This is a genomic window from Pseudomonas sp. SED1, from assembly GCF_034044025.1.
Classification (GTDB): domain Bacteria; phylum Pseudomonadota; class Gammaproteobacteria; order Pseudomonadales; family Pseudomonadaceae; genus Aquipseudomonas.
Genome location: NZ_JAXCIS010000041.1, coordinates 36,944 through 51,610 on the forward strand (window position 1 = coordinate 36,944; position 14,667 = coordinate 51,610).

Consider the following 14,667-nt stretch of genomic DNA (forward strand, 5'->3'; position numbering starts at 1 on the left):
GCTGCGCACTCCAGCGGGAGCAAGCTCCCTCGCCACAACAGAAGCTTATTCACTCGCCAGCTCCAAAAGAATACGGCCACTGGAGCAGGCTGCCGCCTCATTGCGGTAAGCGAAGTACAACTTGCCGCGCTCCTGATCGAACCGTAGGTGCAGCTCGATCCGGTCATCCGGGCGCACCAGTTGCTGGAACTTCAGCACTTCCATCCCGGCAAATTGCCCCGGCAGGTTGAGCAGTTGCTGGCCCAGGTTCAGCGCCCAATCCACCTGCACCACGCCCGGCAGCACCGGGGTTTGCGGGAAGTGGCCGCTGAAGTAGGCGAGGTCCGGCGGGATCGCCAGTTGCAGGGTCCATTCACCGTTGGTTTCGACTTGTTCCAACACTTCCGGCGCTTTCGGCCGGGGCGCCAGCAGCAGGGCTTCGACGTCGGCCTGGGGCAGCTTGCCTTGGGTGTTCAGCGGCAATTGGCGCAGCAGGCGCCAGCGGCGGGGCAGGGCCAGGGCTTCGCAGTGTTGGCTCAAGTGCTGGCGCAGGGTTTGGGTGACGGTGCGCCGGCCCTGGTTGCGCAGGGCGTGCAAACCTTCAGCGCTGAGCACGACGAGGGCACCGAGGGAGGCGCGGTTTTCCTGCACCACGCCGAGGCGCGTTTCGGCGACCCAGGCGTGGTCCATCAGTGCTTGTTCGAGCATCGGCAGGGAGATGCGTTTTTCTTCCAGCTTGACGATGCGGTCCAGGCGGCCCAGCAATTCGAAGCGGCCGTCAGCGTGGATGTTGGCGGCGTCGGCGGTCTGTTCGACATGGCCGGCGGGCAGGTACGGCGAGGCAATGCGCAGCGCTCCGTCGGCGTCCTGGCTCAATTGCACGTCGACAAACGGCTGCCACGGTTGTTCGCCCTGGCGCCAGGCGATGCCACCGGTTTCCGAGCTGCCAAGGATTTCCGTCGGCCACTGTTGCAGGCGCTGATGCAGGCTGCTGGCGGCTTCAAGGGGCAAGGCGCCGCCGGAGGAGAACACCCGTTTGACCGGCGTGAGCGCCGGCCAGTCGAGGTTGTCGCCCATGCGCTTGAGCAACGCCGGGCTGGCGACCCAGGCGAACTGCGAATGCTCGCGGCTGGCGCGCTGCAAGTCCTCGGGGAATGCCAACTGCTGGCGCACAAAGGTACGCCCGGCACACAACGGCCACAGCACCCGGAACAACAAGCCATAGATATGCTGGGTGGCGACGCTGCCAATGATGCAGGCCTCGCCCAGGTCGGCGCCCCACAGGGTTTCCAGCGCCTGGACCTCGTTGGCCATCTGGCGCAGGGTTTTGTCGATGCGCTTGGGTTCGCCGCTGGAGCCGGAGGTGCACAGGCTCAGGCAGTGGGTGTCCAAGTCCAGGGCCGCGGCGCCTAATGGCGCTTGATACAGCGCGTCCAAGTCGCCGGCTTCGGTCAGCCAGGCATCGACGGCATCGTCCCAGCGTTGGCGCGTTTGTGGTTGCAGGTCGGCGGGCAACAACACGCTGACGCCGGCGCGCCACGCACCCAGCAGGGCGATCGCCAGCAAGCCGGCATCCTCAAGGTGCAGCGCCAGGCGCTGGATGCCCCGGGCTTGCAACCCGGCGGCCAGGCTCAGGGACTTCTCCCACAGTTGTGGGTGATCCAGGGCAGGTTCGGTGGTGACCAAACGCTGACCTACAGGCTCAAGCAGCAAGTGCTCAAGATTCAACCAATTCATACGCGGCCTCGAACCCTTTGTCGTACCAGCCATTCCACGGCAAACAACAGCCCCATCAGCCCGTAGGCGATCATGCCGTTGTACAACGTCCACCAGCTCAGCGGCGCCCACAGGGTGAGGGCGGCGGCGAGCAGGCCGTTACACAGAAAAAACACACTCCACACCACGGTGACCTTGCGCGTGTACACAACTGCTTTTTCGGGCAGTTGCGGCTCGGTCATGCGGGCCAGGCGCTCGACCATCGGCGGCCCGTATTTCAGGCTCAGGCCGAACAGCGCCAGCATGAACGCGCTGACCAGGCTCGGGTACCAGCGCAGCATCTGCGGGTTGTCGAACCAGGCGAGCAACAGGCAAAAGACGATGATCGCTGCCGCCATCCAGCGGCTGCCCGGGCGCCTGGCGCCGGTCAGGGCGCGCAACAGCCACAGGCTGCCCAGCAGCAGGCCAAATTGCCACGGGGCAAAGTGCTCCGTGCCGTAGTACACCGCAAAAGGGTACAGCAGCCCCGCCAGCAACAGGCCAAGGCCGATCAGCCGGCTCATGCGGCCGGTTGAACCAGACGGTACACCGCCTCAACCACGTCGTTCACGGTGCGCACGGCCTTGAACTCTTCGGCAGCAATTTTCTTGCCGGTCTGGCGCTTGATGTGGTCGATCAGGTCCACCGCATCAATGCTGTCGATTTCCAGGTCCTGGTACAGGTTGGCGTCAAGCGTGACGCGTTCAGGTTCCAGTTCAAACAGTTCCACCAGGGCGTCGCGCAAGGTGTTGAAAATATCGTCACGAGTTTGCATGGTACGGTCTCAAGCTGCCTGTCTGGCCGTGACGAACGCCGCGAGGCTGGCCACGTTGGTGAAGTGATTGCGGGTGTCCTTGGCGTCGGCATCTATCTTGATGCCGTACTTTTTCTGGATCGCCAGGCCCAACTCCAGGGCGTCGACTGAATCCAGGCCAAGGCCTTCGCCGAACAGGGTTTGCTCGTCGCCGATGTCGCTTTCGCTGATGTCTTCCAGGCCCAGGGCCTCGATAATCAGCTTTTTTATGTCGTGCTCAAGGCTGTGTGGGTTGCTCATCTTCGGCGAGCTCCTTAATAAAATACTGGTGCAGGTAATCGTTGAGCTTGCGTGAAGCCTGGGGCGCGGGCCCTTGTGCGGCAAACGCCTGTGGTTCTATATCGGCACCTACGCGCAAACTGAAGTGAAAGCGACGATTCGGGATGCGATACCAGGGTTCGGCCTTGGTCAGGGTGGTGGGGCTTACCGTTATCACCACCGGAGTGATGATGCTCGCACCGCGCAGGGCAATGGCGGCGGCGCCGCGATGAAAGGTCGGCGCCTTGCCCGGTGAGGTGCGGGTGCCTTCCGGGAAAATGATCAGGGTCTGGCCGTCCCGCAGGGCATCGGCGGCGGCGTCGAGCATGTCGGCGCTGCCATCGTTACTGATGTAGCCGGCGTCGCGCACCGGCCCGCGGGTGAACGGGTTTTGCCACAGGCTCTGTTTGACCACGCAGTTGGTCTGGCGCATCTGGGCGATCAGGAACACTACGTCCACCAGCGACGGGTGGTTGGCGATGATCATCTGGCCCGGGCGGCCGAGCTTTTCCGCGCCTTCGACGCTGTAGGTCAGGATGCCCAGGCGATACATCATGCGAATAAACAGCCAGAACAGGCAGCTGATGGTGTGGCGAGCACGCCGTTGATGCTGTTTGGCGTCACCCGGCAGGCAACTGAGCAGCGGGAACACCAGCACGCGCAGGCACAGGCCGCCCAGACCAAACAGGGCGAAGGCGGTGGCAGTGGCGAACAGGCGCCAGTAGTAGGCCTTCCGAGGCTTTTCGGTCAGGGCTTGCGTTGCCAGTTCCATACTCGGTTCTTCCAGGCATGTTGGCAGGCGCCCTGTTCGTTCAGCAGGGTGCGCAGCAGGTTCAGGGCGTGGGGCCACTGGGCTTTGGTGGTGGGTTGGACAGCGGCTGTATTCAGTTCCAGTTGCCACTCGTCGCCCGGTTTCAGCAGCAGGCCGAGGGCGTAGGGGAAGGGCACGTCATCGATCCAGCGCGCATAGGCTTCAGGTGGCTGTTCCTCGGTAATGATCAGCAATACAGCCGGTGCGCCTTCATTCAGCAGGGCGGCGGCTTCGAGCATGCCGTGTTCCAGGCCGTCGCCGGCAGCGGCGACGGCGGTCATTTCGCTGGTTTCATTGCGCAGGATCGACCACAGGCCAATCACCGCGTTATGCACCGACAGGCTGAACTGGGTCGGCGACAGTGGCTCGTCATTGGCCAGGTCGCTGAGAATGTCGAGGGTGCGCGGGGTTTCGCCGTGACGGGAGACAAACACCAACGGAAGTTGTTGCAGGCCTTCGGCCAAGGGCCAGCCCACGCTGAAGGCCATGCGCGCCAGGCGGCTCAGGCGTCGGCGCTGCATGGCCGGCAGGAACGACACGTCGGGGGCCGACTCGCTTCGGGGGAGTACTGTCGGCTGCTGGCACCAGGTGCGCCAGTCGTCCGCGCTTTCGAGCCCGGGAGCCCAGGCACGCCATTGGGCGATGTTGAAATTGATCACTGAGAAGTTATCCCGCCCCTGCGGGCTTCCTTGTGCGGCCATTGGCCCCGAATACCGGGACAGGGTGCAATCGCCGAATGGCGCGCATTATCCCGGTGCTGCGGGGTTCTAGCAAACTTTGGTAAAGAATTGTTCACGACTGATTACAAATTCGCTGGAAAGAATTACGAATTGTCCGTCATGGAAGTGGGGCAGCAGGTGTCAGGGAATTCCTGCTTTGTCGGACAGACGGGAAAATGTTGTGCGAGATAGAGCCTCTGATGCTGTAGTACAGGAACAAACGAGGTAGCTAACCGGCGCTTTTGCGCTCTACACTCGGTCATTCATTGATACACGGAGGTTTTTCCATGCGGCGCGTGGTGTTCAATCAAAAAGGCGGTGTTGGCAAATCCAGCATTGCCTGCAACCTGGCGGCGGTCAGCGCCAGCGAAGGCTATCGAACCCTGTTGGTGGACCTCGATGCCCAAGCCAATTCAACCCAGTACCTCACCGGGCTGACCGGCGACGATATCCCCATGGGAATCGCCGACTTCTTCAAGCAAACCCTGTCTTCCGGGCCGTTTTCGAAGAAGAACCAAGTGGATATCTACGAAACCCCGTTCGACAACCTGCACGTCATCACCGCCACGGCGGAACTGGCGGACTTGCAGCCCAAGCTCGAAGCCAAGCACAAGATCAACAAGCTGCGAAAGCTGCTGGATGAATTGAGCGAAGACTACGACCGGATCTACCTGGATACGCCGCCGGCGTTGAACTTCTATGCTGTTTCAGCGCTGATTGCCGCTGATCGTGTGTTGATCCCCTTCGATTGCGACAGCTTCTCCCGTCAGGCGCTGTATGGCCTGCTGGCAGAGATTGAAGAATTGAAGGAAGACCACAACGAAGGGCTGGAAGTGGAAGGGATCGTGGTCAACCAATTCCAGGCCCGGGCGAGCCTGCCGCAGCAGATGCTGGATGAATTGATTGCCGAAGGGTTGCCGGTACTGCCGGTGTACCTGACCAGCTCGGTGCGCATGCGTGAATCGCACCAGGCGAACATGCCGCTGATCCACCTGGACCCACGGCACAAGCTGACACAGCAGTTTGTGGAGTTGCATAACTTGCTGGAAAACGCGTGATCCAGCAGGCGTTTGCCCCCTGTAGGAGCGAGCTTGCTCGCGAAAGACGTCAACGATAACGCGGGCTGCCTGGATGAACGCGGCGCTCTCGGGTTCTTCGCGAGCAAGCTCGCTCCTACAAAGAGCCTGTCGTCTTGCGCCGTTGCCTACAGTTACGCCAGAATCCGCCGGCTTGTGCGTCTGGATGGGCGTCTCTAAGGTTGCTCGGTCGCTGAATTCTCAGTGATCGGGTTTAGTAGCCCGAGTGTTTGTCGTTAAGTGCATAAGCTTCATCTTTCAGGCGCTGAGTCTGTGCTTGATGGTAGCTGTGCGTAGGGCGTCTTCGGGCGCGCCGGCTTCGACATTTCCCGGTCTACTAACCTGCGTACAGCTGCCACCCTAATTCGTTTAGTAGCGATCAGATGGCGGCTCCAATCAGGAATGTCGACCATGTTTAAAGCTACTCCAAATCCCCCGTCTTACCTTTTTACAGTCAGCCCCGGCCAAGCCACCGAAACCCTGATCCTCAACACTTACGAAACCTTCTCCTCAGTCACCACCCTCTTGCTCGACCTTTCCGATGACCTCACCGGCAAGCAGCGCGATGTCGCGTTGGCCATTCATCAATTGAGCGAATTGGGCGTAATGCTGATGGGGCAAGTGATGGACCGGGGTGTCCCGTTACCTCAAACGCCCTGACTGCGCAGCCAGCTCATCAACTGCGGTAACGGAAACGCACCGCTCTGACGCGCCACTTCCCGGCCATTCTTGAACAGGATCAGGCTGGGAATCGAGCGAATCCCCAACTGAGCGGATAACTGCTGATTGGCCTCGCTATCGAGCTTGGCCAATCGGCACTTCCCGGCCAACTGCCCGGCGGCCTGCTCAAACACCGGCGCAAACGACTTGCACGGCCCGCACCATTCGGCCCACACATCCACCAACAGGGGTAAATCGCCTTTGATCTGGCTGGCGTAATCGCCCTGTTTCAGTTCAAAGGGTTTGCTCAGCAGCACCGGTTGCTTGCAGCGCCCGCACTTCGGCGCATCGCCCAGGCGTTCGTTGGGGATGCGATTGAGACCGTTGCAGTGGGGGCAGGGGATTACTAGAGAGTCGGACATGCTGGGCTCCGTGAAAGTGGCCAATGGGTTCTATTTGGAGCCGCCGTCGGGGTTTATCAAGGAACAACACAAGCCGTCAGCGTGCAATCTTCTTTCGTGCCAGCTGGCAGGCAAACACGTTGCCCACAGCACAACCCCCAATCACCAGCATCAGAGTGAAAAGCAGTGGTGCATTCCATTGAGACCCTAGCCAGGTTAATAATCCTGCCCCGGCCACAGTGATGCATCCGAAAACCGCAGAAGCTTTGGCTTGGTGAGACGCGTCGATATCCAGTGCCCAGCCGGTCGCAAGGGGCAACAAAATACAGAAGGCAATACTGGTTGCTGCTGCAGCTGCCAGGTAAAGGTAGATATCGACATGTAGCCATGCCGCTACCATCAAGAGCGCGGCGAGGCACTGAGAGACCACTCCTGCATTCAGGCGTTGGGCGTCACTGAATCGTGTGACGGCTTTTCCTGAAAAGAAAAAACCTGCCGCCACCAGCGCTGCCCAGCCTGAAAGAGCCATGCCCGTTGCTTGTGGTGAGAGATGAAAAACTCCCTGCAGGGCAAACGCCTTGCTGAGGTTCAACTGTGTGAAGGCGCTCTGTATCAGGAGAGCAAGCAGTAAACCACAGATGAACTTCGGCTGTTTCCACAGTAAAGATTGGGTTTCAGTTGCAGCCTGTTGGCCTTGGTCGGTTGCCTTACCGTGATGAGTGGCCAGAAGTCCCAGGCAGATTATAAAAAGCAGGCAACCGAGTACGCCAAAAACCCATCTCCACCCCCAAAACGAGGCTGCCGCCAGCAGAGTCGGCGGGCTTAGTACCGTAAGGACGCTAATCGCACTCAAGAGATAAGCTGTTGCGCTTTGGAAGGTTGTTTGCCCAAGTCGTTGACGTAGCCAAAGGCGTGAAGAGGTTGCTGCCACCGCGTTGGCGATGAACATGAAAGTAAAGATGATCGATAGCATGAGAGCGCTTGTTGATAACGCCACTGCGACACATAGCAGCGCGATCAGCACCGATGCACCGGCCAGGCTGACGCTGGTTCCCAGTCGGTTGACCAACGGCGTTGAAAACAACTGGCTGAATGCGAAAGCCATCAGGCACAAGCCGAGCATGCCTTGAAAGAATGCCGGAGAAACACTCAAGTCCTGAGCGATTAACGGAGAAAGAGGAACAAGAGCGTCGAAAACAACCGCACTGACCAGCGTCCTGGCCACCACGACCCTAAGGCCTGGATTCACCGTCTTATGCTTCAAATTTGATTTACACATCCGCCGAACCCTAGGCCGAATGTGTATTTGGGGATGTCAGGCGCGTCCGATACTTATTTCTGGATATATCCGTTCTGTGGCGAGGGAGCTCGCCACATTGGCTCGCTCCTACGACGAACAACTAATCTCCAAATGCTTCCCCCAATCCGGCGGCCGCTGAGCGTATTGCTCCATCCCCGGCTGTTCCTCAAACGGTTTGGTCAGCACCTCGTGCAACCGGCGCACTTCACTGTAATCCCCAAGCTCTGCCGCCTGGATGGCGTTCTGCGCCAAATAGTTGCGCAGGATATAAAGCGGATTCACTGCATGCATCCGCTCACGTCGCTGTTCTTCTGTGCCACTGGCTTCCCGCTCGACACGTGCTTTGTACAGGTCGGCCCACTCATCAAACCCCTTGAGGTCGACAAAGTCGTCGCGCAACCGCGCCACGGCCAACGCGGCGGATTGATCCCCCAGCCGGCGGAAGAACAGGGTGTAGTCGACGCCGCTGTTCTGCATCAGTTGCAGCAGGCGCTCTACCAGTTTTTGATCGTCATCTTCGGCGGTAGTGAGGCCCAACCGGCGGCGCATCAGGTCCAGGTAGTGGGCCTGGAACAACGGCAGATACAACCCGAGCGTTTCCCGCAACGCTTCAACGCTGATAAATGGCGTCAACGCCTGCGCCAACGCGCTCAAATTCCACTGCCCGATCGGCACCTGGTTACTGAAGGAATAACGCCCTTCATGATCCGAGTGGTTGCAGATGAACTGCGCGTCAAAGTCATCCAGGAACGCAAAGGGCCCAAAGTCGAAGGTGATGCCGAGGATCGACATGTTGTCGGTGTTCATCACGCCGTGGCAGAACCCATAGGCTTGCCATTTGGCGATCAGCTCGGCATTGCGCTCGACGATTTCGCGGAACATCGCCAGGTACGGCTCGGGCTGTTCCATGCACTCCGGGAAGTGCAACGACAGCACGTGCTCCGCCAACGCCTTCTGCAGCTCGGGTTTCTTGGTGTAGTAGAAATATTCGAAATGCCCAAAGCGCACATGGCTGTGGGCCAGGCGCAGCACCATGGCGGCCCGCTCCTGTTTCTCGCGCCACACCGGTGTGTCGGAGCCGATCACACACAGTGCACGACTGCTGGGAATGCCCAGTGCATGCAACGCTTCGGACGCCAGAAACTCGCGAATCGACGACCGCAGCACCGCACGCCCATCGCCCATGCGCGAATACGGGGTTTGCCCGGCGCCCTTGAGGTGCAGGTCCCAATGTTCGCCCGCTTCGTTGTAAACCTCGCCCAGCAGCAATCCACGTCCATCACCCAGTTGCGGGTTGTAGGAGCCGAACTGATGCCCGGAATAGATCATCGCCCGCGGCTCGGCCTCGGCCCACAGTTTGTGCCCGCCGAACAGCTCGGCAAATACCGGCGTTTCGGCCACGGCAGGGTCGAGATCCAGCAGCGCCATGGCCGCTTCGCTCGCGACCACCAAACGCGGTTCGTCGATGGGTTCGGGCAACACGTGGGTTGAGAAGCCGTCGCCCAGGCGGGCGAAGCGGTTGTCGAAGGTCAGTTCGTCGAGGGCTTTCAACGGCCATCTCCCAGCAGAATGTCCGACCATTCTGCTGGGGATGGCGCGTTTAGTCGAGTTTGGCGGGCGGTGGCTCGGGCAGGTCCTGGTCCTTGGCGAGGGGCAGGATGGTTCTTTTTTCTTCTTCCACCGGCACCAGTTTGTATTCCTGGCCATGCAGGTTTTTCAGGTAAACCTCCATCTGCCGGAACGAGATGTTGATGTGGTGGTTCTTGAACTCGCGGTTGATGAAGCGGTTGACCTCATCGATTACCGGGTTGCGGTCACCCAGGTCGCGCACATGCATGCGCAGTTCGTGGTCGAGGGTGCTTTCACCGAAGTTGAGGAAGTACACATGGGGCGCCGGGTCCTTCAGGACGCGCGGGTTTTCGGAGGCGGCCTTGAGCAGCAGTTCCTTCACCAGGTCCAGGTCCGAGCCGTAGTCCACGCCCAGTTTCAGGGTGACCCGAGTGATGGTGTCGGTCAGCGACCAGTTGATCAATTGCCCGGTGATGAACGTTTTGTTCGGGACAATGATGTCCTTGCGGTCGAAGTCGGTGATGGTGGTGGCGCGGATGCGGATCTTGCTCACCGTGCCCGACAGGTTGCCGATGGTGATGGTGTCGCCGATCCGTACCGGGCGCTCGAACAGGATCATGATGCCGGAGATGAAGTTGGCGAAGATTTCCTGCATCCCGAAGCCCAATCCCACCGAGAGCGCGGCCACCAGCCATTGCAACTTGTCCCAGCTCACGCCGAGGGTCGACAGGGTGGAGACAAAACCCACGCCGGCAATCACGTAGGACAACAAGGTGGTGGTGGCATAGGCGCTGCCTTGGGCCAGGTCCAGCTTGGACAGTACCAACACCTCCAGCAAGCCGGGCAGGTTGCGCGCCAGGGCGAAGGTGATGCCGATGATGATCAAGGCGCCGAGCAAGTCGCCGATGCTGATGGGCACCATGCTGATATTGGCGCCGGTGCCGCTGGTGTATTCGTAAAGGGTGACGTTGTCCAGGTAGGAAAATACCGAGATCAAGTCAGACCACACCCAATACAGCGCGGCGATAAAGCCGCCGAGCAGCGCCAGGCGAATCAGTCGCATCGACTGCTCGTTGACCTGTTCGATGTCCAGGGTCGGTTCTTCGATAACCGCTTCGCCATCACCCGCTTCCTTGGCGGCCTGGCGTTTGGCCAGGGCCCGCGCGTAGGCCAGGCGCCGTGCGGCAACCCCCAGGCCACGGACGAAGGTGGCTTCGATCACCAGCCAGAACATCAGCAGGTACAGGGTGTTGATCAACCGGTCGCTGAGCTTGAGGGCGGTGTAGTAGTAGCCAAAGCACACAGCAATAAACAGCGCGACCGGCAGCGCGGTAAACATCAGGCCGACGGCTTTGCGAAACAGCGAGGCTTTTTCGTGGGTCGGGCTATTGAGCAGCAGGCGCCCGAGCAGCCACGCCATCAGTGCGTAGCAGGTCAGTACCACGCCTATGCCCAGTACGTCGTCTGCCAGCGCCGCTGGCTGATGCTCGGCGATCGCCACCACGGCCACCAACGCCAGCACCACCAGCCCGAGCTTGCGTATCCAGCCCTGGAGGAATTCGACCTGGGGTTTTTCCCAACGGAAATGCAGTTCGGCGACGCCGCCGGGCGCCAGGATTCGATAGGCGGTGTAGAACACCAGCCACGCCTGGGCGATCTGCAGCAAGGCGGCGCCGAGGTTGGCGTTTTGCCCGCGGGCATCGATCTGCAACGCATAACCGCACAGCGCCAGGCCCAGGGCCACCGGCATTGCCAGGGCGATATTCACCAGGATCGCCACCGGCGTGTGCCATTGGCTGTCGCGCTTGAAGTGGCCGATGTCCTGGTGGATTTTTTTCAGGCGCTCATACAGGTAGCTACGACGCCACAGCAGCGCACCGATCAACAGCAGCAGGGGCAGGAACAGCAGCGGGCGTTGGGTCAGGCCGTCATACAGTTCGCTGACGCTGGAAGCCCACGGCAGGGTGGTGACCTGCTTGCTCAGGTGCGCCGGTACGGTTTCCAGCCATTCGGTGTCCAGCGGCTTGTTGCTGGGAATCCAGAACATCTGCTCGTCGAGGGTCGCCCGCAACGTGCTGGCGGTACTCAGCAGTTGTTTCTGGTTCAGTTGCAGGGTGATGGATTCGTTGAGTAGTGCGCTCAGCTCGCGGCTGAGGCGCTCCAGCAGGTCGCTGCGGGTGATCGCCAGTTCCAGCAGTGTGCGGCGCAGTTGTGGTGTGACCTGGTCGGCCGGTTGGTTGACCAGCAGGTTGTCGACGTAGGTGCTCGGGGTGCTGATCAGTTCGCGCTGTTGATTGACCTCGAACTGGTACAGGCGAATGTTGGCGATGTCATCTGCCAGGTCGCGGTCCACGGTCAGGCGCGGGAGGGCCTGCTTCTGCTTGTAGAGGATCTTGGACAGCAGGAGGCTGCCCTTGAGCACGTTGATCTGTTCGTCCAGCGCCGAGTCGCTTTGGGTCACGCTGTCCAGTTGCTGCTTGGTTTGCAGGTTCTTCTGGGTCAGTTCGTTGAGCCGGTCGGTGCTTTTGAGCAGGTAGTCGGACAGTTTCAGGTTGGCCGCGCTTTCCGTGGCAAGCAGGCTGCTGCCACCGGCCTTTTGCGCTTCGATGGACTGCTGGGTCACGGTTTCCTGGGACTGGGCCAGGCGTTTCTGGTTGATCAGGGTTTGCAGGTCCTGGATTTCCTGCTCCAGGCGCGCGGTTTTTTCCAGTACCAGATCGTGTTGGCTGTTGCCCAGGTCTTGCAGTTGGCTGTTGCCGGCCAGCTCCTGGCGACGCAACGGAATCAGCGCGTTGAGGGCGGCCAGCTCGGCGTTCAGCAGGTTGCGCTGGTCACCGCTGAGGGCCTTGCCATTGTCTTTGCCGGCCTTGAGGATCGAGTTGATTTGCTGGATGCGCGTCTGGCTGCTGCTGATTTCGGTCTGGGCGCGTTCCGGGCGGGTCTGGGCGGCGATGCTCAGGCTGTTGGCGTCGGCCAGGTCCTTTTGCAGGTCGCCTTGCTGGGTGGTGCGCTGCACCAGCAGTTGTTCAAGTTGCGGCACCGGCAAGGTGGCGTAGCGTTGGGCGACCGGAATCACCTTGGTGGCTTTGAGTCGGGTCAGCTCGCGCTGGTTCTCGGCGCTCTGGCGCGGCGCGTCTTCCAGCTGGCGCTTGAGGTCGACCAGGCGCTGCTGGTAATCCTGCTGGTTGCCGAGGAAGGTGAGGGTCTGCTGCAGGATGCTTTGCAGCGCCTTCATGTCGGCGTCGGGCAGCTTGCGGTCTGGCAGCTTGTCCAGGGTTTGCTGGACGGAGTCGATGCTGGGCGGGTCGGCGGCGTGCACGGTGCCGACGCAGAGAGTCAGGCCCAGCAGGGCAGTAGCGAGAAAAGTGCGCAGGGTTGTCATAGAGACCGGTCGAGCAAGGTGATAAATAGGGGGCGTCCCGACATCGACTGGCGCGCCGTCGCCCCGCAGTTTAGAGGAAGAGTCCGGGGCCCGGGCGACTTCCTTCGGGGAATCTGACGCCGACTTTGCCGATCTTGTTCCCGTCCATGACCGCGACGGTCCAAATGGTGTTGTTCCATTCCACCTGGTCGCCGACCACGGGTGCCCCGCCGACTTTCTGGGTGATGAAGCGACTCAGTGGCATGTCCGGGTCGATGCCCTCGAGCTTGAGCCCGTACAGCGCCGAAACCGCGCCCAGCTGGGCGTCGCCTTCCAGGACGAAGTCACCGAAGAAGCGCAGGTCGAGGCCCCGTTGTGGTGCCTGGCTGAACAGTTTGCCGAGGGCCGGCAAGTTGTGTTCATGGCCGATCACGCAGAGCAAATCGTCGACTTCCAGCACCGTACTACCCGACGGATGGAGCAGTTGCTGGCCACGAAACAGCGCAGCGATCCGTGTGCCTTCGGGCATTTTCAGCTCCCGAAGGGCGGCGCCGATGCACCATTTTTCGGCGCCCAGACGGTAGACGAACAGCTCCCACTCGCTGGTGACGTGCACTTCCAGGGCCGCCCGGGAGATTGGGGCGGGCTCGGGCGGTACGGTCACTTTCAACAGCTTGGCCACCCATGGCAGGCTCGTGCCTTGCACCAGCAGCGACACCAGCACGATAAAGAACGCCAGGTTGAAGTACAGCTGTGCGTGGGGCAGGCCGGCCATCAGCGGGAACACCGCCAGAATGATCGGGACCGCGCCGCGCAAGCCGACCCAGGCAATAAAGGCTTTCTCTCGACCATGGAAGGCCTTGAACGGCAGCAGGCCGACCATGACCGACAGCGGCCGGGCAAACAGGATCATCCACAGCGCCAGGCCCAGGGCGGGTAGCGCGATGGGCAGCAGATCATGGGGCGTGACCAGCAGGCCCAACACCAGGAACATGCCGATCTGCGCGAGCCAGGCCATGCCGTCGAGCATATGCAAAATGCCATGTCGGCTGCGCACCGGGCGGTTGCCGATCACCAAACCGCACAGGTAAACCGCGAGGAAGCCGCTGCCGTGCAGGGCGTTGGTCAGGGCAAACACGAACAGGCCGCCGGAAATCACCAGGATCGGGTACAGGCCGTTGGCCAGGTTGATCCGGTTGACCATCTGCAGCATCAACCAACCGCCGCCCAGGCCAATGATGCCGCCGATGCCGAACTCCCGGATCAAGTGGCCCAGCAGGCTCCAGTGCAGGCCGGTCTGGCCGCTGGCGAGCATGTCGATCAGGGTGACGGTGAGGAACACCGCCATCGGGTCGTTGCTGCCGGATTCGATTTCCAGGCTGGCGGTGACCCGTTCGTTCAGGCCCTTGCCGCCCAGCAGCGAGAACACCGCCGCGGCGTCCGTGGAGCCGACGATGGCGCCGATCAGCAGGCCTTGAATGATGTTGAGGTTGAACAGCCAGGCGGCTGCCATGCCGGTGAGACCGGTGGTGATCAGTACCCCGACCGTCGCCAGGGACAGCGCGGGCCAGAGTGCCACGCGAAAACTCGCCACCCGTGTTCGCAAGCCGCCATCGAGCAGGATCACGGCCAGGGCGAGGTTGCCCACGAGGTAGGCGGTCGGGTAGTTATCGAAGATGATGCCGCCGCCGTCGACGCCGGCGATCATGCCCACGGCCAGGATGATCACCAGGATCGGGATGCCCAGGCGGGACGAAAGAGAACTCACCAGAATGCTCGCACCTACCAGCAACGCGCCGATCAAGAACAGGCTGTTGATGGTCGTCGCATTCAAAGGCAGTACTCCATGAGCGGGAAAGACGAGGCGCAAACTGACCATGCAGTCTGCGTGCCAGCGATTCTAACCTGTTGAATTGCTGTGCTGTCAAAAAGGTTTGAATGGCTAGCGCATATCTAATGTGGGA

13 protein-coding genes are annotated in these 14,667 nt (G+C 60.9%); 2 read left to right on the plus strand and 11 right to left on the minus strand.

What is annotated here, in order from left to right:
• Nucleotides 1-45: 45 nt before the first annotated feature.
• From SNL23_RS04895 to SNL23_RS04920, 6 genes are read right to left on the minus strand one after another with little or no spacing between them, the layout of a single operon-like run.
• Nucleotides 46-1,716 (minus strand): ApeI family dehydratase, encoded by a 1,671-nt coding sequence (locus tag SNL23_RS04895; RefSeq protein WP_318301763.1) that lies wholly within the window; start codon nucleotides 1,714-1,716, stop codon nucleotides 46-48.
• Nucleotides 1,713-2,258, minus strand: coding sequence for a hypothetical protein (locus SNL23_RS04900; RefSeq protein WP_076015477.1), 546 nt, complete (start codon nucleotides 2,256-2,258; stop codon nucleotides 1,713-1,715). The genes SNL23_RS04895 and SNL23_RS04900 overlap by 4 nt, the downstream gene beginning before the upstream one ends.
• Complete coding sequence (locus tag SNL23_RS04905) at nucleotides 2,255-2,509, minus strand: acyl carrier protein (protein ID WP_003209389.1); 255 nt, start codon at nucleotides 2,507-2,509, stop codon at nucleotides 2,255-2,257. Before SNL23_RS04905 ends, SNL23_RS04900 begins: the two co-directional genes overlap by 4 nt.
• Before the next feature lie 9 nt (nucleotides 2,510-2,518).
• Entirely contained in the window at nucleotides 2,519-2,788 is a 270-nt protein-coding gene (locus SNL23_RS04910; protein ID WP_076015478.1) for a phosphopantetheine-binding protein, read from the minus strand.
• The gene (locus SNL23_RS04915) at nucleotides 2,766-3,578 is read right to left on the minus strand and encodes a lysophospholipid acyltransferase family protein (protein WP_318301764.1); all 813 of its coding nucleotides are present in this window, start codon (nucleotides 3,576-3,578) and stop codon (nucleotides 2,766-2,768) included. The genes SNL23_RS04910 and SNL23_RS04915 overlap by 23 nt, the downstream gene beginning before the upstream one ends.
• On the minus strand, nucleotides 3,554-4,276 hold the full coding sequence (locus SNL23_RS04920) for a beta-ketoacyl synthase chain length factor (RefSeq protein WP_318301765.1): 723 nt from the start codon (nucleotides 4,274-4,276) through the stop codon (nucleotides 3,554-3,556). The genes SNL23_RS04915 and SNL23_RS04920 overlap by 25 nt, the downstream gene beginning before the upstream one ends.
• Before the next feature lie 347 nt (nucleotides 4,277-4,623).
• On the opposite strand from SNL23_RS04920, the gene SNL23_RS04925 reads away from it, so the two are divergent.
• Both SNL23_RS04925 and SNL23_RS04930 read left to right on the plus strand, forming a co-directional pair.
• On the plus strand, nucleotides 4,624-5,394 hold the full coding sequence (locus tag SNL23_RS04925) for a ParA family protein (protein WP_003209397.1): 771 nt from the start codon (nucleotides 4,624-4,626) through the stop codon (nucleotides 5,392-5,394).
• Between the two features lie 429 nt (nucleotides 5,395-5,823).
• Entirely contained in the window at nucleotides 5,824-6,072 is a 249-nt protein-coding gene (locus SNL23_RS04930; RefSeq protein WP_318301766.1) for a DUF6124 family protein, read from the plus strand.
• Here SNL23_RS04930 and trxC read toward each other — a convergent pair.
• The 5 genes from trxC to SNL23_RS04955 form a co-directional block, all read right to left on the minus strand.
• On the minus strand, nucleotides 6,060-6,494 hold the full coding sequence (gene trxC, locus SNL23_RS04935; RefSeq protein WP_003209402.1) for a thioredoxin TrxC: 435 nt from the start codon (nucleotides 6,492-6,494) through the stop codon (nucleotides 6,060-6,062). The genes SNL23_RS04930 and trxC overlap by 13 nt on opposite strands.
• Before the next feature lie 76 nt (nucleotides 6,495-6,570).
• Nucleotides 6,571-7,752 carry an MFS transporter gene (locus SNL23_RS04940; protein WP_318301767.1) on the minus strand — a complete coding sequence of 394 codons (1,182 nt, stop codon included), beginning with the start codon at nucleotides 7,750-7,752 and terminating at the stop codon, nucleotides 6,571-6,573.
• Between the two features lie 108 nt (nucleotides 7,753-7,860).
• On the minus strand, nucleotides 7,861-9,324 hold the full coding sequence (selO, locus tag SNL23_RS04945) for a protein adenylyltransferase SelO (RefSeq protein ID WP_076015484.1): 1,464 nt from the start codon (nucleotides 9,322-9,324) through the stop codon (nucleotides 7,861-7,863).
• Between the two features lie 49 nt (nucleotides 9,325-9,373).
• The gene (gene mscK, locus SNL23_RS04950) at nucleotides 9,374-12,724 is read right to left on the minus strand and encodes a mechanosensitive channel MscK (RefSeq protein WP_318301768.1); all 3,351 of its coding nucleotides are present in this window, start codon (nucleotides 12,722-12,724) and stop codon (nucleotides 9,374-9,376) included.
• Between the two features lie 70 nt (nucleotides 12,725-12,794).
• Nucleotides 12,795-14,537 carry a potassium/proton antiporter gene (locus SNL23_RS04955; RefSeq protein WP_076015486.1) on the minus strand — a complete coding sequence of 581 codons (1,743 nt, stop codon included), beginning with the start codon at nucleotides 14,535-14,537 and terminating at the stop codon, nucleotides 12,795-12,797.
• Nucleotides 14,538-14,667 lie beyond the last annotated feature (130 nt).

Coding starts and splice junctions, on each gene's coding strand:
- SNL23_RS04895 (WP_318301763.1), bottom strand. CDS start 1,716: ATGAATTGGTTGAATCTTGAGCACTTGCTGCTTGAGCCTGTAGGTCAG.
- SNL23_RS04900 (WP_076015477.1), bottom strand. CDS start 2,258: ATGAGCCGGCTGATCGGCCTTGGCCTGTTGCTGGCGGGGCTGCTGTAC.
- SNL23_RS04905 (WP_003209389.1), bottom strand. CDS start 2,509: ATGCAAACTCGTGACGATATTTTCAACACCTTGCGCGACGCCCTGGTG.
- SNL23_RS04910 (WP_076015478.1), bottom strand. CDS start 2,788: ATGAGCAACCCACACAGCCTTGAGCACGACATAAAAAAGCTGATTATC.
- SNL23_RS04915 (WP_318301764.1), bottom strand. CDS start 3,578: ATGGAACTGGCAACGCAAGCCCTGACCGAAAAGCCTCGGAAGGCCTAC.
- SNL23_RS04925 (WP_003209397.1), top strand. CDS start 4,624: ATGCGGCGCGTGGTGTTCAATCAAAAAGGCGGTGTTGGCAAATCCAGC.
- SNL23_RS04930 (WP_318301766.1), top strand. CDS start 5,824: ATGTTTAAAGCTACTCCAAATCCCCCGTCTTACCTTTTTACAGTCAGC.
- trxC (WP_003209402.1), bottom strand. CDS start 6,494: ATGTCCGACTCTCTAGTAATCCCCTGCCCCCACTGCAACGGTCTCAAT.
- SNL23_RS04940 (WP_318301767.1), bottom strand. CDS start 7,752: ATGTGTAAATCAAATTTGAAGCATAAGACGGTGAATCCAGGCCTTAGG.
- mscK (WP_318301768.1), bottom strand. CDS start 12,724: ATGACAACCCTGCGCACTTTTCTCGCTACTGCCCTGCTGGGCCTGACT.